The sequence below is a fragment of the Alloacidobacterium dinghuense genome, assembly GCF_014274465.1.
Lineage (GTDB): Bacteria > Acidobacteriota > Terriglobia > Terriglobales > Acidobacteriaceae > Alloacidobacterium > Alloacidobacterium dinghuense.
Genome location: NZ_CP060394.1, coordinates 3,447,829 through 3,464,043 on the forward strand (window position 1 = coordinate 3,447,829; position 16,215 = coordinate 3,464,043).

The following is a 16,215-nucleotide window of genomic DNA, read 5'->3' on the forward strand; positions in this document are numbered from 1 at the left end:
AGGAATGAATGGCTGCCATAGCCCAGCAACAACCGCTTACCCCAGAACGTTTTTTCAATGCCGTAAATGCCTATCAGCAGACGGAAGCACTGAAGGCAGCCATCGAGTTGGAAATCTTCACCGCTATCGCCGAAGGGAATACCAATGCAGCAACCATTGCCAAGCGTTGTTCGGCTTCCGAGCGCGGCGCGCGCACGCTATGCGATTTCCTGACCATTCATGGCTTCCTGACCAAAGAAGGATCACAGTACGATCTCGCACCGGATTCAGCCCTGTTCCTCAACCGGCATTCCCCGGCATATGTCGGCGGTGCGATTGAGTTCATGCTCACTCCTCGATTACGTGAAGGTAACGCGCGCCTGGCCGACGCCGTGCGTAAGGGAGGCTCGGCGTTAGGCGACGACGTGCTCGAGCCCGATAATCACATCTGGGTAAAGTTTGCCGAGGCCATGATGCCGCTCACGCGGATGGCCTCTGAGATCATGGCTGTCGAACTTCGCAAGGGCGGTGAATCGCACAAGGTTCTCGATATCGCTGCCAGTCATGGCATGTATGGAATCGCCGTGGCAAAGCAGAATCCCGCCGCGCACATCCATGCTGTTGATTGGGAAAATGTGCTCGAGGTTGCAAAGAGGAACGCGCGCGCCATGGGATTTGCCGATCGCCATCACTTGATTCCCGGGAGTGCCTTCGAGGTTGAACTCGGCAGCGGTTACGATCTGGCGCTGATCACAAATTTCCTGCACCACTTCGATGCCCCGACCTGTACCACGTTTATGCGGAGAGTGCATGCCGCGCTCAAGCCAGGTGGCCGCGCCGCGATTCTTGAATTCGTTCCCAATCCAGATCGCGTCACTCCGCCCGCGCCGGCTGCCTTCAGCATGACGATGCTGGCGAATACTCCATCGGGCGATGCCTATACCTTCGCTGAACTTGAGACCATTGCGAAACATGCCGGCTTTTCACGTGTAGAACTCGCGCCACCGCAAGTCGGAATGGGTCGCCTGGTAATTGCGTATCGCTAGACCAATCTAAAGTCTGTGAATTGCCGTACCAGAAGAGACCGTTTGAGGACGGCTCTTCCTGCATGCCGCGAAAAACAACAGGCCCGAATCGGATCGGCGCAGCCAAGCACCAGAGAGCCCCGCACCATAGCCAGCCAGAACTCTCGAGCAAATTTCATCCGCACCTCGCATCCTTGGTTCGCTTGGCTCTACCATAAGTGTTTGCAAGGAAACTGTACTGCTCGAAACTATGGCTTTGCCCGACACAACAATTCTCTCGGCTGCTGAAATCACCCGGCAACAGGATCACCTGACATCCCTCTGGCATCAGCAGCGGGCTGCTATTCCGGCTGGAAGCCTTGGGACATTTCTGGACAGTGTGATCGCCCAGCATCTGGCGAACTTCCAGCTCTGGCACACAGAAGACGATGCCCGGGCACCACATGCGACCGATCACGACCTCGCGGAAGTAAAGCGCGCCATCGACCGTATCAACCAGCGCCGCAACGATCTGGCCGAGAGCTGCGACGTGGTTCTGCTTGACCACCTGCGGGCGCTCAACCTCCCTAATCCCAAAGCTGAGCTGAATTCCGAAAGCCCCGGCCTCATCATCGACCGGCTTTCGATCCTATCGCTGAAGATCTTCCACACCACCGAAGAAATCGAGCGCCCAGACGCACCCGAGGGCCACGCCGAACGCAATCGAGCCCGCCTTGAAATTCTCCAAGACCAACGCCACGATCTTGCTCATTGCCTCGACCGCCTCTGGCAGCAGACTCTCGCTGGCACGCGCAGCTTCAAGCTCTATCGGCAACTTAAAATGTACAACGATCCAGCCCTGAACCCGGCCGTTTACACCCCAAACAAACCAACTTCGTGAAAGCCGGACCAAACAACTCAGCCCACGCGTCTAACGAATTGAAAGGAAGAACCACCTATGCGATGCTTGGTTGCACTCCTCGCCCTCAGCGTCGCCCTGCCGGTCCATGCCGCACCAGCTAGCAAAGAGTTGGCGCCACCGCCCGCCGGCGCGACTCTGCCTGTTCTCCTCAACAAAACGCTTAAGCCTCAAAATCTCCAACTAGGACAGCCAATCACAGCGGAGTTCGTGCAGTCAGTGCCAGTCAAGAAAGACGTCAACCTGCCCAGGGGCACAAAGCTCACGGGTCATGTTGTCGGTGTCAGTGCCTCCTCGATCAGTATTCTGTTTGACCAATTGCGATGGAAAGGACAAACGCTTCCCGTTCGTGTCCGGCTGGTCGCTGCCGCCGCCCCGTACAATGTCTTGCACGCAAGACTGCCCCTCGGCGGGACCGCACGAGGAACCAGCGACCCCGGCGACTGGACGACCCGCCAGATCGGTGGCGACGAAGTGTACCTCTCCGCCGGATCGGGCAAGGTTTACAACCAGTACAGCGAGCCCGTAGGATTTGCCGATTTCTCCGGTGTGTATGCCAGCCCATCTACTCCGAGCGAATTGCCCCGCGCTGTTGGCCCGTTTTCCACCACGGCCACCGGGCTGCACGGCTTCCGTGAATTCTCCATCGCGTCTCATGGAGACGCAAATTCGCCCATCACCCTCTCTGCAAACAAGCCGAACTGGGAGATTGGAAACGGCAGTGCGTTGCTGCTTGAGGTGGTTCACTAGCAGCGACCGCCTCTGAAAAATACCGACTGGGCCTGCGTCGTAGTCGGCCACCTTGATCGGCGGCAGGATTCAATTTCCTCTTACCCAGGCGCTCATCGATTGCTGTATGCTGGCACACCAGCGAAAAGCCACGGCTTTTCTTCGCGCTCCCCCGCGATCATTTACGTTCTCCTGCCTTGTTGCACTTGAAAAGGAGACCCTCTATGCGCTCACGCCCTTCGCTGCTGCGAGCTATCGGGATCGCAGCTCTCATGCTCACCTTGTCCTTCACTGCATATGCCGCGTCGCATCCGGCTTTCGACGCCATCTACGTCTTCGGTGATAGCTATAGCGATGTCGGCAACATCTTCATCGCCAGCAATGGCACCATCCCCGCTGCCCCCTACTTCAACGGACGCTTTTCGAACGGCCCCATCTGGATCGACCATCTGGCAGGCACCTATGGCGTCACCGTCAAGCCTTCACTCGCCGGTGGCACGGACTACGCCTTCGGCGGCGCCGAGGTCACGCAAGCGGTGCCAGTAGCTGGGAGCACGCAAACGATCCCAAGTATTCCCGAACAAGTAGCCCTCTATCTTAGCCAGCACAACTTCAAGGCAGATCCAAAGGCGCTCTATATCGTTGTGGGCGGCGGCAACGATATTCTCAACGCAACCGGTGGCTCACCCGACACGCTCGGTGGAGAGATCGCTTTCGGTCTGCTCTCCAGCATTGCGCAGCTCCAGCGCGCCGGTGCCCGGTATTTCTTCGTTCCCCACTTTTTCAACATCGGACTGCTGCCTGCTGCTCAAGGAAATGCTGCATTCGCGCTTGCTGCAACGCAGGCATTGAACACGGACCTGGACGCGGGACTGTTCATTGAGTCGTTCCTGCCAAACACCCACTTCTATCGCAGTGACACCTACAGCCTGTTACAGGGGGTCGTTGCCGACGGCAGCCATTACGGATTTACCGACATCACCCATCCATGCCTGAACACGGCTGTAAACCCGCCGACGCTGTGCAGCAACCCATATACCAATTTCTTCTGGGATGCTGAGCACCCAACCATCTTCGGTCACTCCTTCCTTGCTGTGGCCGCGGAGCAGGCGATCGACCGGTGAAATTTTGATATCTGACGAAACCACCAGGCTTGCTTCTTGCATCTTCCAGCAGAGATTCGGAGGCAGGCCAAAGGAGGATCATGCAGCACGAGCACATTGACCGAGCCATCGACTACATCGAATTCACAGCCCCCGACCTGCCCGCGATCAAAAAGTTCTATGGTGAAGTCTTCGACTGGAAGTTCCAGGACTGGGGCGATGAATATGTCTCCTTCAGCGATGGCCGTGTCGATTGGCGGCTTCGCCTGCGGCGAGTCCAGGCCGGCTAAGGGAGCGTTGGTGATTCTCTACTCCAAGAACCTCGAAGCAGTGCAGGAAAAAGTGCGACAGGCGGGAGGTACAATCACAAAAGATACTTTCTCTTTTCCCGGCGGCCGACGCTTTCACCTCGCCGATCCGGCAGGCAACGAACTGGCAATCTGGTCGGACAAATAAGCCACCCGAGGAACAACTGGCTTGCGGGCATCGAAATGCACTCTGGCCGCTTCTTAACCGCAGTTCCCGCCGGCTTACTGTTCCCCAGTTGACTCGCACCACCGTTCTGCGTATAAAAACGAGTTCAGCGGGATATTTGCATTCCAGGCGCCAGTTGCGCTGTATGTCTCGAGAAAATCAAGGAAAAGTCGCATTTATGCAAGATACAACTCAGGCTCCTGGCACTCGCCGTACCGCTCGCGCAGCAACTGAAAAAACGCGCCCGATCGTCGACAAGGCCCATGAGCAGGCTCTTCAGCATTACCAGAGCGCTGTGCAACTCATGCAGGAGGGTAAGTTTGAAAAGGCCCGCGCCGCATTTGAGAAGCTCATTCCTCACGCTCCGCCTGAGCTGCTCGAACGGTCCAAGGTCTACCTCGCTGCCTGTGAGCGAAATGCCAAGCGCTCGGAGCTGGCATTCTCCACCCTCGGCGAGCAGTACGATTACGCCATATCGCTGCTCAACACCGGCGACTATGAAGATGCCCGCGATCAACTCGAAGGCATTCTCAAAAAAGACGCGAAGGCCGACTTCGCCCACTACGGGCTGGCCGTTCTCGACAGCATGACGGGACAGGCCGAAGAGTGCCTCGAACACCTGATCGCCGCCATCGAACTCAACCCGCAGAACCGGATCCAGGCGCGCAGCGACTCCGACTTCCAGGACATGGCAGACGACCCGCGCTTTACCGAACTGCTGTATCCGGAAACATCGTAGTGGTTACCGCTCAAAAAGAGCCGCTTTGAAAGCTCCCGGTTGGTACACGCTTCGATCCATGCTTGTCGCGGGAGTATTTTGTGTGTTATCGCTCCCGCCAATTCTGGCGCAGGACCCTGAGCATCCCGCCTCTGGCTATCTCGAAGCCAAGCTGCGAACTGGAGTCGACGCAGGACACACTAAGATCGGCGAAGAGTTTCAAGCTGAGACGCTTTCAGGCTGGAGCATCGCGGGCTGCACAATACCTCAAGGCGGAAGGATTTACGGCAAGGTCGTTGCAGCAACCCGGCATACAAAATCTTCTCCAGAATCAACTTTAGGGCTCCTCATTGAAGGTGTCGATTGCCAGGGCAGCCATTCGCGCTCTGGGTTCGCTCTTCACGTTCTGGAGATCATGGCGCCTGATCTCCAGTCAGTTCCCTTACACTCGGTGCTGCCGACTGGAAAAGGGGGAATGACATCAGTTCCAATGGCGCACGATGACAATATAGCCTCAGGCGACGAGACGTCATCGATTCGCGTCGGCGCAGTCCTCGGAGAGAACAATATGAAACTTGAAATCGCGGCTGGGCCCGAGTTTGCCGATCTGCTGCGTTCCGACAAGCAGACCGTCAGCCTGCTCTCCGGGACGCGCTTGGTTTTAGGCACGAAGGAGATGATCCCCGACGATATGCAACTTCATTTTCATCCACCTGGACAGGAGCCATGAGCTCGCTTCATTTCGCGATACACTCTCGTTTATTGGGAACACCGTAACTTTTTGCCGCGCAAAGAGTTTTCCACTTCAGGCTTCCAATTTACCGGATCGTAAGCTCAAAGAAGATACACTGAACGCATCATCGTTATGAAACAAGCGACCCTCGCACCCTCACATTCATCGCCGCCCAATGCAGAGAAAGTGAACCTGCGAGTCGTCGCCATGGGCGGAGGCACCGGCCTTTCGACCCTGCTTCGCGGATTCAAACGCTACGTTCCATCCCCAGGTGCTACGCAGCCTGAATACGATGATTACCCCTGCCTGATCAGTCATCTGGCAGCCGTTGTCACCGTCACCGACGACGGTGGCTCCAGCGGTCGTCTGCGCAAAGACTTCAACATGCTCCCGCCGGGGGACCTGCGCAACTGCATGGTCGCACTCTCGGAAGACGAGCACCTTATCTCGCGTCTTTTCCGCCATCGCTTCCGCTCCGGCGCCGGGCTCGAAGGGCATAGCTTCGGCAATCTCTTCGTCGCCGCGCTCTCGGAGATGACCGGCGACGCTGCCCAGGCCATCCGCCTGGCCGCCGAGATTCTGGCCACACGAGGGCATATCTATCCCGCCACCACCGCCGACGTCAGCCTCGCCGCGCTCATGGATGATGGCGAGACGGTGCGCGGTGAAACCAACATCACCGCCAGCAAAAAACAGATCGTCGAACTCACCATGGAGCCGCCCGACGCAGAGCCCATGCCCGAGACCCTCGAAGCCATCGAGCGCGCCGACCTTGTCACCATCGGCCCCGGATCGCTCTACACCAGCCTCGTCACGAATCTTCTGGTCAAAGGCGTCCCTGAAGCTCTGGCCCACGCGCAGGGTCTGCGCGTGTATGTCTGCAACCTGATGACCCAGGCCAACGAGAGCCTGCACCTCACCGCCTCCGAGCACATCGAGCGCATCTACGATCATGCCGGCGGTCCGATCTTCGACTATGCGGTCATCAATACCGGAACCATCTCCGACGAGATGATCGCCCGATACGCCGCCGAAGGAGCCGAACCGATCCAGCCCGACATCGATGGCGTCGAGGCCATGGGAATTCGCTGCATCACCGGAAATTTCGCCGACGAAGGCGACGTGCTGCGCCATGCGGCCGACCGCGTCGCCGCACGCGTACTCGATCTGGCGCTCTATCCGCAGAACGGCCGGAGACCGAACGCCGGATGAGGACCGCCCTCGTGACTGCGTGCCTCTCGATGGTAGCAATCACAGCCGCCGCGCAAGGGTTTCCCGACTCCGTCTACGCCCCGCTCTGGAATTACAACGGCACGTGGAAAGTCAGCATTCCCGGCAAACCAACCGACACGCTGATCAACCACTGCTCTCGCACAGGACTCTTCTTTGCCTGCGAGCAAAACGTCAACGGCAATCCCGGGGCCCTCGTCGTCTTCGTCCCCATCGACGCCGAAGGCCACTATCGCACCAATCCAATCACCAAGGACGGCGCCGCCATCGGACCGGGTGACTTGGAGATCAAAGACAATCACTGGACGTATCTGGGCAAGAGCGAAGCTGACGGCAAGACCACCTGGTATCGCACCACCAACGACTTCAGCGACGACAGCCACATCCACTTCGAGCAGGCGCAATCCACCGACAAGGTTCACTGGGAAGTACAGCGAACCGGCGACGAAGTCCGCACCGACAAAGGGACGAAGTAGCTCATCGCATTCAAAAGCTGTCATCCTGAGCGGAGCGAAGGACCTGCTTTTCTCTTTGGCTCAGACGACATACGCCAAATCAACCCAACTGAACCAAATTTTCCGTAGTTCGCTTCAACTGACCGCAAGCCGCAAAAATATCCCGCCCGCGAGGTCGCCGCACATACGCAGGAATGTTGTTGAACTTAATCCGATACTGGAACATATGCACGGTATGCGGATCAGACATGCTGTAAGGCATCCCCGGTCCCGGATTCCAGACAATCAAGTTTACCTTCAGTGGCAGATTCGCCCTTCGCAGCACCTGTCCCACTTCATCCGCATCACGCTCGCGATCATTCAACCCGCCCAGCAGCACATACTCAAACGTGACCTTCTCTTTCGGACGCAGCGGCACCTGACGCACCGCCTGAATCAAATGCCCGATATCCCATTTCTTTGTAATGGGCATGATCTCTGTGCGCGCCTTGTCGTTCGGAGCATTCAATGAAATCGCAAGCTTCGGCCTGATGGCCTCCTGGGCAAAGCGCAGAATTCCCGGCATAATCCCCGAAGTCGACACTGTCATCCGCGACTCGGGAATTCCGACTTCCCGTACCAGCAACCGCACCGCCGCCATGAACTCGTCATAGTTCAGGAATGGCTCTCCCATCCCCATGAAAACAAGGTTGATTCTGTTCTTCCCAATCTCGACCTTGTGGCGCTTCAGGACCGACACAACCTGCCCGGCAATTTCTCCCGCAGTCAGATTGCGAATAATTCCAAGCTTCGCCGTCAGGCAGAACTGGCAGTTCACCGCGCAGCCAATCTGGCTCGAAACACAGATCGTCGCTCGCCGCAAATCGGTCCCAGCCTCGGTGCCGTCGCCAGCCTCGCCGCCATCGCCATCTGGCATCCAGACTGTCTCAACCGTCTGGCCATCGTTCCCGGCAATCAGATAGCGCTCAGTTCCATCGATCGAAACGAATGACTCAACAATCCGGGGTAAGCCCACTTTGTATCCATGCTCAACCATGGCCTCGCGCAGATTCTTAGGCAGCGTCGATATCTCGGCCAGATCCTCGTCCCATTGCCGGTAAAGCGCCTCGGAAAGCTGCCTTGCCCGATACGCAGGTGTGCCAAATTGCGCCAACAGGTCCGTAAGTTGTTGAAGATTAAGGCCAAAAAGACTGTGAGCCCCGGCAGCCTCCGGAGAGTCTAAAATGGATATAGGTTCTTTCCTGCCCGGTGGCATCATAACCAAAGCTCGTAGAGACAAGCATAGCGCATTCTTCCCCACCCCTAAGAGCGGCCCAGAACACGCCCCAGGGCATTTGAAGACTCAGGAATTTAGCAATGGATAACGAACGCAATATACGCCGCACCGTCCTGCCGAACGGGCTCACGATTCTGACCGAAAAAATGGACCACATCCGCTCCGTTGCCATGGGAGTCTGGATTCGTGCCGGCTCGCGCCATGAGCTGGCCGAAGTAAATGGCATCTCCCACTTCGTCGAGCACATGGTCTTTAAAGGAACCAAGTCACGGTCGGCGCAGCACATCGCGCGCGAGGTGGATGCAATTGGCGGTAATCTGGACGCTTTCACCGGAAAAGAAACAGTCTGCTTCAATATCAAGGTGCTCGACGAGCATGTACCCGTCGCCCTCGACGTTCTCTCCGATCTCGTCCTCAATCCGACCTTCGCCAGCGATGAAATCACCCGCGAGCGCGGCGTCATCCTCGAAGAGATCAAGATGGACGAGGACAACCCTGACTATCTGGTACACGAAATCTTCACCCAGGCCTTTTGGAAAGACCACCCGCTGGGCAAGCCGATCCTCGGAACCAAGGAAACCGTAAGACGCTTCGAACGCGATACGCTTTGTAGTTTCTACGGGCAGCAATTCCACGGAAGCAACATGATCTTCTCGGCCGCCGGAAACATCGAACACGACGTATTTGTCGAGCAGGTCACGCGCCGCTTTGAATCGCTCCCTGCAGGAGAATCGCTTACCGTCACAGTTCCACCCAAGACCGCAGCCCGCATCATCCTCAAGAACAAGAAGGCGCTTGAGCAGGTGCAGCTTTGTCTCGGTGTACCCGCCCCGGCCATTGCTGACGAATCCCGCTACGTCACCCTCGTTCTGAACACGATCCTCGGTGGCGGCATGAGCTCGCGCCTTTTCCAGACTGTCCGCGAAGAGCGCGGCCTCGCGTACTCGATTTACAGCGATCTGAACCCATACAGCGACACCGGCTCACTCTGCGTCTACGCCGGAACCTCATCCGACCGGGCGATCCAGGTTGTGCAGCTCGTCATGGAGCAGTTTCGCCGCCTGAAGAGCGAGCCACTCCCGGCCGACGAACTGCGTCGCGCCAAAGACCAGTTAAAAGGGAACTTGCTGCTCTCGCTTGAAAGCTCCATGTCGCGCATGTCGAACCTCGCGCGCCAGCAGATGCACTTCAACTACTTCTTCGGCATGCAGGAGATCCTCGACAAGGTCGAAGCCATCACGGAAGACCAGGTAATGGCGATGGCCAACCATCTCTTCCGCCCGGAGCTGGTCGCAGTCACGCTCCTCGGACGCCTCGACGGAGTCAAGCTCACGCGCAATCAACTCGAGTGCTAAGACAAAAGGCTTAGAACGCAGGATGGAATCAGGTCTCTATTGCTTGATTCCTGTTCTTTCATGAGCACTTCGCTGGCGTCCTGCGTCTTACTCATTTAGGATTTTTCTCGGTGGTTGCCATGTTCGCAGCCACGGGGAGAAACACAGACCCATGATTCATTTTCTGACTCAAGTACATTCTGATCGCCGCAAGCGCCACGCCAGTCACTCTGTGAGCGAAGCTGGATTCACCCTGATGGAGCTGCTCATCGTCATCTCCATCATGCTCATCCTCATGCTCATCGCCATTCCCAACATGTTGAACCTGCGCAGTCAGGCGAATGAAACCTCTGCCATCCAGTCTCTCCGCGCCATTTATCAATCGCAGATCCAATTTCAGACGAATTACCCCGCCAACGGATTCGCCTGCTCGCTGCAGGCACTCGGCGGCGATTCGGCCTCTGGACCGCCGAGCCCCACGAGTTCTCAGCTGCTGCAGCATGACCTCTCTACGGGTTCAAAAGCTGGCTACCTCTTCAACATCGTCAATTGCAGCAAGACGACGGTCAACAATCAGGACATGTACACCAGCTATGAAGCAACAGCCGTACCGCAGGCCGTCGGTAAGACCGGCCACCGTGGCTTTTGCATCGACATGACCGGCGAAATCAAAGCCGACCCAGCCGGTGGAACGAACTGCACCGTACCCCTGCAATAAACAGGTCAGCGCTTCGCAAGCAAGTCAGCGGGGATGGCAAGGAACATTGTCATTCCCCAAACTATGTTCTCATTTTTATTCTGTCATCCTGAGCGGAGTGCCGAAGGCGCACAGTCGACGGATCTGCTTCTCGCATCGGTCAGCAAGAAAATGGGTTACCCATCCTGTCGCGCAATTTGCGACAGGGTGGGAAAGCACGAAACCTCCCTAATAACACCGCCATTCTGAACGGAGCCAAAGGCGTAGTGAAGAATCTCAGCGATGCCAGAATCAAGCCAATCCTGATCCTCATCCTGACGATCTCAGCCGCACAGCTCCACGCACAAACGCCCACAGCCCAGTCACAAGCCGAGCGCATTGACAGGCACTACAACGCCCTCCACTCGCTCTCCGTCCACTTCACGCAAAAATACGACGGCATGGGCATGCACCGCCAGGAAAGCGGCACGCTGCTCTTGAAGAAACCGGGCAAGATGCGCTGGACATACAACCAGCCCGCAGGCAAACTCTTCGTTCTCGACGGCGACAACGCCTATTTCTACTCACCCGGCGACATGGAAATCCCTCGCGTCACGGCAAAGAAGCTTGACGATCTGCGCTCGCCTCTGCGCTTCCTGCTCGGGCACACGCAACTCGCCAAAGAGCTGACCAACCTGCAGATCAATCCGGCAGAAAACGGCGCATTCACGCTCTCCGGCATCCCGAAAAACATGGAGCAGCGCATCGCATCGTTCACCCTCACCGCATCCGCAGCGGGAGTCATCCAGTCCATGCGCATCGAAGAAACGGACGGCGCCATCAACCTCTTCACCTTCAGCGACGAGCAACCCAACGCCCCCGCCACCGACGCCGACTTCGTCTTCCATGCGCCAGCCGGCACACACATCATCGAAGGCATGCCCCCGGTCTAAGCTAACCGAGTTGTCATCCTGAGCGCAGCAAAGGATCTCCTTTTCGATCGCTCAGCACGAACCTGGGTGCCCCATCCTATCGCGCAGCGATAGGGTGGGATAGCACGATGCGTCCAGCAAACCTTTACTGCTCGTCTGCTTGCGTAGAGCATCAATCTTCGCCTGTAAAGCCGCATTCCTCTCCTCAACCTCTGTCACCGAGTCCGCTTTCACCGTCTTGCCTCGTGTGTACCCTACATACTTCAGCCATCCGTCAGAACGCGCCTCCCGCTGTTCTTTGATCAGCAAATACAGCGGATCAGCCTCCACAATCTTCAACTCAGCCTGTAAATCTCCCGTTGCCGCCGGAATGCCTAACCCGCGCAACACGATCTGCGCCATCAACAAATGTCCGGCCGCGTCGGGATGAATCCCATCCTTCTTTGCAAACGAAAAATCGGGCTCCATCTTACGCTGCTCTGCCAGATAAGCATCCATCGGCGTATGCAAATCGATTACCGTGGCCTCGCTCTTCGGCAACTGCATCTCCCAGCGCGCGTAATCTGCGAGCACATCATCGTAGCCCGCATACGGCGCCATGAAACCGAAATCAGGCGCGCTCTGCGGAACAACCTTCGCCTTCACCTGCAAAGCGTCAAATGGCGGAGGAGTCAGCAGGATCATCTCCGCCCCCGCCGCATGCACCGCCGACGTCAGCTTCTCAATCCCCTGCTCAAAAGCATGCATGCGTTCTGCGCTTTGTGGATGATAGATGCCGTCGTTCATCCCATAGCATGCAACCACAATCTGCGGCTTCACCAGGGCAAGCGCGCGCTGCAACCGCTCCTGAACACAGGGCCGCGGAAAGGGATGCGTCTTCTCCGAAAGGCACGAAGCCGTCTCGCTCGCCAATCCGATGCTGATCACATCAAACCTGTCAGCCGGATACAGTCTCTCGAGGAAGTATTCGACGAATGTGACGTAATCGCCCGCCTGCGTAATGCTGTCGCCCAGCCACAACACACGCTTGTTTGCCAGCAAGGGCTGTGCCGCATGCGCCACACATGAAGTCAGAAGGAGCCAAAGAATAGCCCAGTGGCGTCGAAATGAAGAATGTCTCACCCTCCCATGCTAATCAGGAGCAAAGAAAAAAGCCCGCCTGTAAGCAGACGGGCCAATAGATTAATGGCAGAATTCTTACTTCACCTCAATCGTCCCCTTCAGCGGAGTATCCTCCGAAGACGCCCCAGCCGTAATCCGATACTTGCCCTTCAACAGCTGCCATCCATTCGACGCCTCGTCGAAAATTGAAAGCATCTGCGGATCAATCGTCACCGAAACCGTCTTCGACTCAGCCGGCCCAAGTTCCACACGCTGCCAGCCCACCAACCTTTTGAACGGTTCGTCCGCCTTATCCGGAAGCTCGGCATAAACCTCGGCAATCTCCGTGCCTGCACGCTTGCCGCTGTTCTTCACCTTAAAGCTCACCGTCTTCTGTCCGCTGTCAGTCTTCAAGTCGGAATAAGAATAGCTGGTATATGACAGGCCAAAGCCGAACGGAAAGAGCGGCTGCTTGTGCTCGGCTTCATACCACTTGTAGCCAACCTTCACGCCCTCGTCGTAGCTCACCGAGTATTTCGACCCGACATGATCCTGCCCGTTCACCGCGCCCGTTCCCTGCCCCTCATCCTCCGGCGTCAACGGAGGAATCATCGGATGCGGCAGATCCTGCTCGCTCTTCGGGAAGGTCATCGCAAGCTTGCCCGTAGCATTCACCTCGCCCGTCAGAACGTTCGCCAGCGCAATGTGACCGCGACTGCCCGCATACCACGCCTCGACCACACCCGCGACGTCACCCAGCCATGGCATCGTCACCGCCGTTCCCGTCTCCAGCACCACAATCGTTCGCGAATTCGCTTTCGCTACCGCATCGATCAGCGCATTCTGATTGTCCGGCAGTGACAAGCTGGGAAGATCCATGCCCTCCGATGTCCACTGGTACGCAAACACAATCGCCACATCCGAACTCTTCGCCAGCGCAGCCGCCGATGAAAGATCCTTGCCGGCATTGAACTCAAGCTTCACACTCGGCAGCCTCGCCGTCAGTGCTTTCAGCGGCGACGTCGGAAACCAGATGTGATCCTGCCAGTGCGTCGCGCCCTGTCCCGGAGGCATGATTGCATTGCCGCCCGGCGGATCCACCTGCGCCGAGCCACCGCCCGAAATCATACCCACATCCGCATGCCCGCCGATAATCGCAATTGACTTCATCTTCGAAGCATTGAGCGGGAGAATCCCCTTGTCATTCTTCAGCAGAACAATGCTTTGCTCTTCAACGTGTTGCGCAATCTCAAGTCCGTGCTCAACATCCACCACGCTCTTCTCGATCGGGTAGTCCACAATCCCCGAGAGAAACATCGAGCGCAATACGCGATGCGCATGGTCATCGATCTGCGACATCGGCACACGGCCGGCATCGACAGCCTCCTTAAGCTTTGGCCCGAAGTAGTCGCCCATCGGCTCTTCGTTATCCAGCCCTGCCGCCGAAGCCTTCTCTGTGCTGTGCGTACCACCCCAGTCCGAAAGCACCAACCCCTTGAAGCCCCACTCGCCCTTCAGAACATCCGTCAGCGTGTATTTGTTCTCGCAGGCATAGTCGCCATTGATGCGGTTATACGAGCACATCACTGCGGCCGGATTGCCGATATTGATCCCGATGTGAAATGCGAGCAGATCAGTCTCCTGCATCGCTTTCTTCGAGATCACAGCATTCACAATATTGCGGCCGGTCTCCTGGTCGTTCACCGCATAGTGCTTGATGTCGCCGATCACATGCTGTGCCTGCTCGCACTTCATCAGATTTCCGACGAGCGTCCCGGCGAGCAGCGGATCTTCGCCCATGTACTCAAACGTCCGCCCATTGCGCGGCTCGCGTGTCACGTTCACGCCACCGCCGAGCGTCATATTGTAGCCCTGCGCCCGCAGCTCGCTGCCAATCACCGCGCCATAATCGCAAGTGGCTTCAGGATTCCAGCTCGAAGCTGCCCCCACATTCGAAGGCAGCGCGGTCGAGTAGCGCCCGTTCTCGCCGCTGCTGCGCACGCCGTACGCAGCGTCCGACATATAAATGTTCGGAATCCCAAGTCGCGGCACGCCAACCGTCATCCCTGCGCCGCCATTTGAAAGATACGTAAGCGGCGTCTGCCACTGCTCGGCATGCGCCATTCCGGTACCGTGCAGCAGGCTGATCTTCTCATCGAGCGTCATCTGCTTCAGCACCAGGTCTGCCCGCTCATCCGGCGACAGGCTCTTGTCCATCCAGGGACGGTCACTCACAGTCCGTCCATCGCCCCCTTGCTGCGCCGACACCGGAGCCGCCGCCATCAGAATCCCCATCAGCCCGGCCACCAGCGGCAGGCACCTTCGAAACACACAAATCTGCATCGCTTCCCCTTCAGATTTCCGATCGCGAAGCCATACTAAAATGGCGAGAAAACGATCGTCAAACTTAAACGTTTTACTAAGTAATTTTTGCTCCCAGTCACGCTGATCCATTGAAGTCAACCGATTGTCTGGGCACGCGGCCACCGCGTATTTACAATCTCCCTGTGAATCCCGGAGGCATCAAAACCAAATGCGAAGAAACACTTGCACCAATCTCCTGCTGCTGATCATCGCAATCGCGCTCGTAGCCATTGCCGTCAGGCCTTACATCGCGCCGCATCCCGTCAACGCGCAATCGTCATCTGCCTACCCGTTCTACTTCGAGCCGGGCACGCAGATGTTGCGCGCGCCCGACGGCACCAAGCAGCTCTATGGCAGAGTCGTCGTCGACATGAGGAATGGAAAGGTCTGGGGCTTTCCCACCAACACACCTGATACCTATCCGGTAAATCAAATGGACACCAAACCGCAGGTCTCACGCCCTTCCATCTCGGAAGATTCGCATTTGAAGAGGCCGACCGCTAAGACCTTTGCCGAAGAATGCTGGAATCACAGGAGCCCTGCATGCCCTTTCAATTCTTCCGTTCCGCCGATGACAAGCAGCCGCCACTGAAGATTCCAGCTATGCCTCGAGCTTGCCGTGCGTCTGCCGCCCGAAGCTGCAGGCCAGGCACTAACCATTCTCGAAACCGTCAACGCACCAGGATTCGAACCGCCGCTCCAGCGCCATCGCGAAACAGAGATATTCCGCATCCTCGAAGGGCGATATCTGTATGAAGTAAACGGCAACCGCCTCAAGGCCGAAGCGGAAGAGATAGTCAGCATTCCCGGTGGCGACGGGCACGGCTTCATCAACATTTCCGACAAGCCATCGAGCCAGCTGGTCGTGGTGCTCCCCGGCATGAATGCAGAAAAATTCTTCTCCGACCTCAATGATGTCTTCGCAAAAGGCAAGCCGGACATGCCTACACTAAACGCCTTCGGGGACGCATGGGACGTCGAATTCCTCGGCCCTCACATCCAATCGTAGTCCACGTTCAGAGTTCCGAATGACCGCCTCCAGGATGTCCGCTTGCGGACATTGAAATGAACGAATGAACACAACACGATTGACTCTGAATTCGTATCTCTCAGAAAACACTGAGTTGAGTGGATGCGCGAATTGGTCGGTTACCTGCTTCTGCTAACAGCACGCAAAGGTGCCTGCCC

18 protein-coding genes are annotated in these 16,215 nt (G+C 57.2%); 15 read left to right on the forward strand and 3 right to left on the reverse strand.

The window, feature by feature from the left end; all coding sequences use genetic code 11:
• Positions 1-8 precede the first annotated feature (8 nt).
• From H7849_RS14135 to H7849_RS14175, 10 genes are all read left to right on the forward strand, one after another.
• Complete coding sequence (locus H7849_RS14135; protein WP_186740121.1) at positions 9-1,025, forward strand: class I SAM-dependent methyltransferase; 1,017 nt, start codon at positions 9-11, stop codon at positions 1,023-1,025.
• Between the two features lie 229 nt (positions 1,026-1,254).
• Positions 1,255-1,884 carry a DUF4254 domain-containing protein gene (locus tag H7849_RS14140; RefSeq protein WP_186740123.1) on the forward strand — a complete coding sequence of 210 codons (630 nt, stop codon included), beginning with the start codon at positions 1,255-1,257 and terminating at the stop codon, positions 1,882-1,884.
• Positions 1,885-1,941: 57 nt separating this feature from the next.
• Positions 1,942-2,652 (forward strand): hypothetical protein, encoded by a 711-nt coding sequence (locus H7849_RS14145; RefSeq protein ID WP_186740125.1) that lies wholly within the window; start codon positions 1,942-1,944, stop codon positions 2,650-2,652.
• A 203-nt stretch (positions 2,653-2,855) separates the two neighbouring features.
• Positions 2,856-3,755, forward strand: coding sequence for an SGNH/GDSL hydrolase family protein (locus tag H7849_RS14150; protein WP_186740127.1), 900 nt, complete (start codon positions 2,856-2,858; stop codon positions 3,753-3,755).
• Positions 3,756-3,835: 80 nt separating this feature from the next.
• Complete coding sequence (locus H7849_RS26470; protein ID WP_222439649.1) at positions 3,836-4,024, forward strand: VOC family protein; 189 nt, start codon at positions 3,836-3,838, stop codon at positions 4,022-4,024.
• A 10-nt stretch (positions 4,025-4,034) separates the two neighbouring features.
• Positions 4,035-4,190 carry a VOC family protein gene (locus tag H7849_RS26475; RefSeq protein WP_222439650.1) on the forward strand — a complete coding sequence of 52 codons (156 nt, stop codon included), beginning with the start codon at positions 4,035-4,037 and terminating at the stop codon, positions 4,188-4,190.
• Between the two features lie 196 nt (positions 4,191-4,386).
• On the forward strand, positions 4,387-4,947 hold the full coding sequence (locus H7849_RS14160; RefSeq protein ID WP_186740129.1) for a TPR end-of-group domain-containing protein: 561 nt from the start codon (positions 4,387-4,389) through the stop codon (positions 4,945-4,947).
• Positions 4,948-5,029: 82 nt separating this feature from the next.
• Positions 5,030-5,656: a hypothetical protein gene (locus H7849_RS14165; RefSeq protein ID WP_186740131.1), complete on the forward strand. Its 627-nt coding sequence runs from the start codon at positions 5,030-5,032 to the stop codon at positions 5,654-5,656.
• Between the two features lie 135 nt (positions 5,657-5,791).
• Complete coding sequence (locus H7849_RS14170) at positions 5,792-6,871, forward strand: gluconeogenesis factor YvcK family protein (protein WP_186740133.1); 1,080 nt, start codon at positions 5,792-5,794, stop codon at positions 6,869-6,871.
• Positions 6,868-7,365 (forward strand): hypothetical protein, encoded by a 498-nt coding sequence (locus tag H7849_RS14175; protein ID WP_186740134.1) that lies wholly within the window; start codon positions 6,868-6,870, stop codon positions 7,363-7,365. The genes H7849_RS14170 and H7849_RS14175 overlap by 4 nt, the downstream gene beginning before the upstream one ends.
• Before the next feature lie 79 nt (positions 7,366-7,444).
• Here H7849_RS14175 and rlmN read toward each other — a convergent pair whose 3' ends face one another.
• The gene (gene rlmN, locus H7849_RS14180) at positions 7,445-8,602 is read right to left on the reverse strand and encodes a dual-specificity RNA methyltransferase RlmN (protein WP_349627426.1); all 1,158 of its coding nucleotides are present in this window, start codon (positions 8,600-8,602) and stop codon (positions 7,445-7,447) included.
• A 98-nt stretch (positions 8,603-8,700) separates the two neighbouring features.
• Between rlmN and H7849_RS14185 the strand changes: the two genes are divergently transcribed.
• The 3 genes from H7849_RS14185 (at position 8,701) to H7849_RS14195 (ending at position 11,583) form a co-directional block, all read left to right on the forward strand.
• Positions 8,701-9,975 carry a M16 family metallopeptidase gene (locus H7849_RS14185; protein WP_186740136.1) on the forward strand — a complete coding sequence of 425 codons (1,275 nt, stop codon included), beginning with the start codon at positions 8,701-8,703 and terminating at the stop codon, positions 9,973-9,975.
• Positions 9,976-10,126: 151 nt separating this feature from the next.
• A complete protein-coding gene (locus H7849_RS14190; RefSeq protein WP_186740138.1) occupies positions 10,127-10,672 on the forward strand; it encodes a type IV pilin protein in 546 nt (181 codons plus the stop codon).
• Positions 10,673-10,917: 245 nt separating this feature from the next.
• Positions 10,918-11,583 carry a LolA family protein gene (locus H7849_RS14195; RefSeq protein ID WP_251106269.1) on the forward strand — a complete coding sequence of 222 codons (666 nt, stop codon included), beginning with the start codon at positions 10,918-10,920 and terminating at the stop codon, positions 11,581-11,583.
• A gap of 51 nt (positions 11,584-11,634) precedes the next feature.
• Here the strand turns inward: H7849_RS14195 and H7849_RS14200 are convergent, their stop codons facing one another.
• A complete protein-coding gene (locus tag H7849_RS14200) occupies positions 11,635-12,684 on the reverse strand; it encodes an SGNH/GDSL hydrolase family protein (protein WP_222439651.1) in 1,050 nt (349 codons plus the stop codon).
• 75 nt (positions 12,685-12,759) lie between these two features.
• The gene (locus tag H7849_RS14205) at positions 12,760-14,994 is read right to left on the reverse strand and encodes a glycoside hydrolase family 3 C-terminal domain-containing protein (protein WP_349627427.1); all 2,235 of its coding nucleotides are present in this window, start codon (positions 14,992-14,994) and stop codon (positions 12,760-12,762) included.
• Between the two features lie 202 nt (positions 14,995-15,196).
• Between H7849_RS14205 and H7849_RS14210 the strand changes: the two genes are divergently transcribed.
• Together H7849_RS14210 and H7849_RS14215 are read left to right on the forward strand one after the other, a co-directional pair.
• Entirely contained in the window at positions 15,197-15,619 is a 423-nt protein-coding gene (locus H7849_RS14210; RefSeq protein WP_251106270.1) for a hypothetical protein, read from the forward strand.
• Positions 15,620-15,646: 27 nt separating this feature from the next.
• Positions 15,647-16,036, forward strand: coding sequence for a cupin domain-containing protein (locus H7849_RS14215; RefSeq protein WP_222439652.1), 390 nt, complete (start codon positions 15,647-15,649; stop codon positions 16,034-16,036).
• Positions 16,037-16,215: the final 179 nt, after the last annotated feature.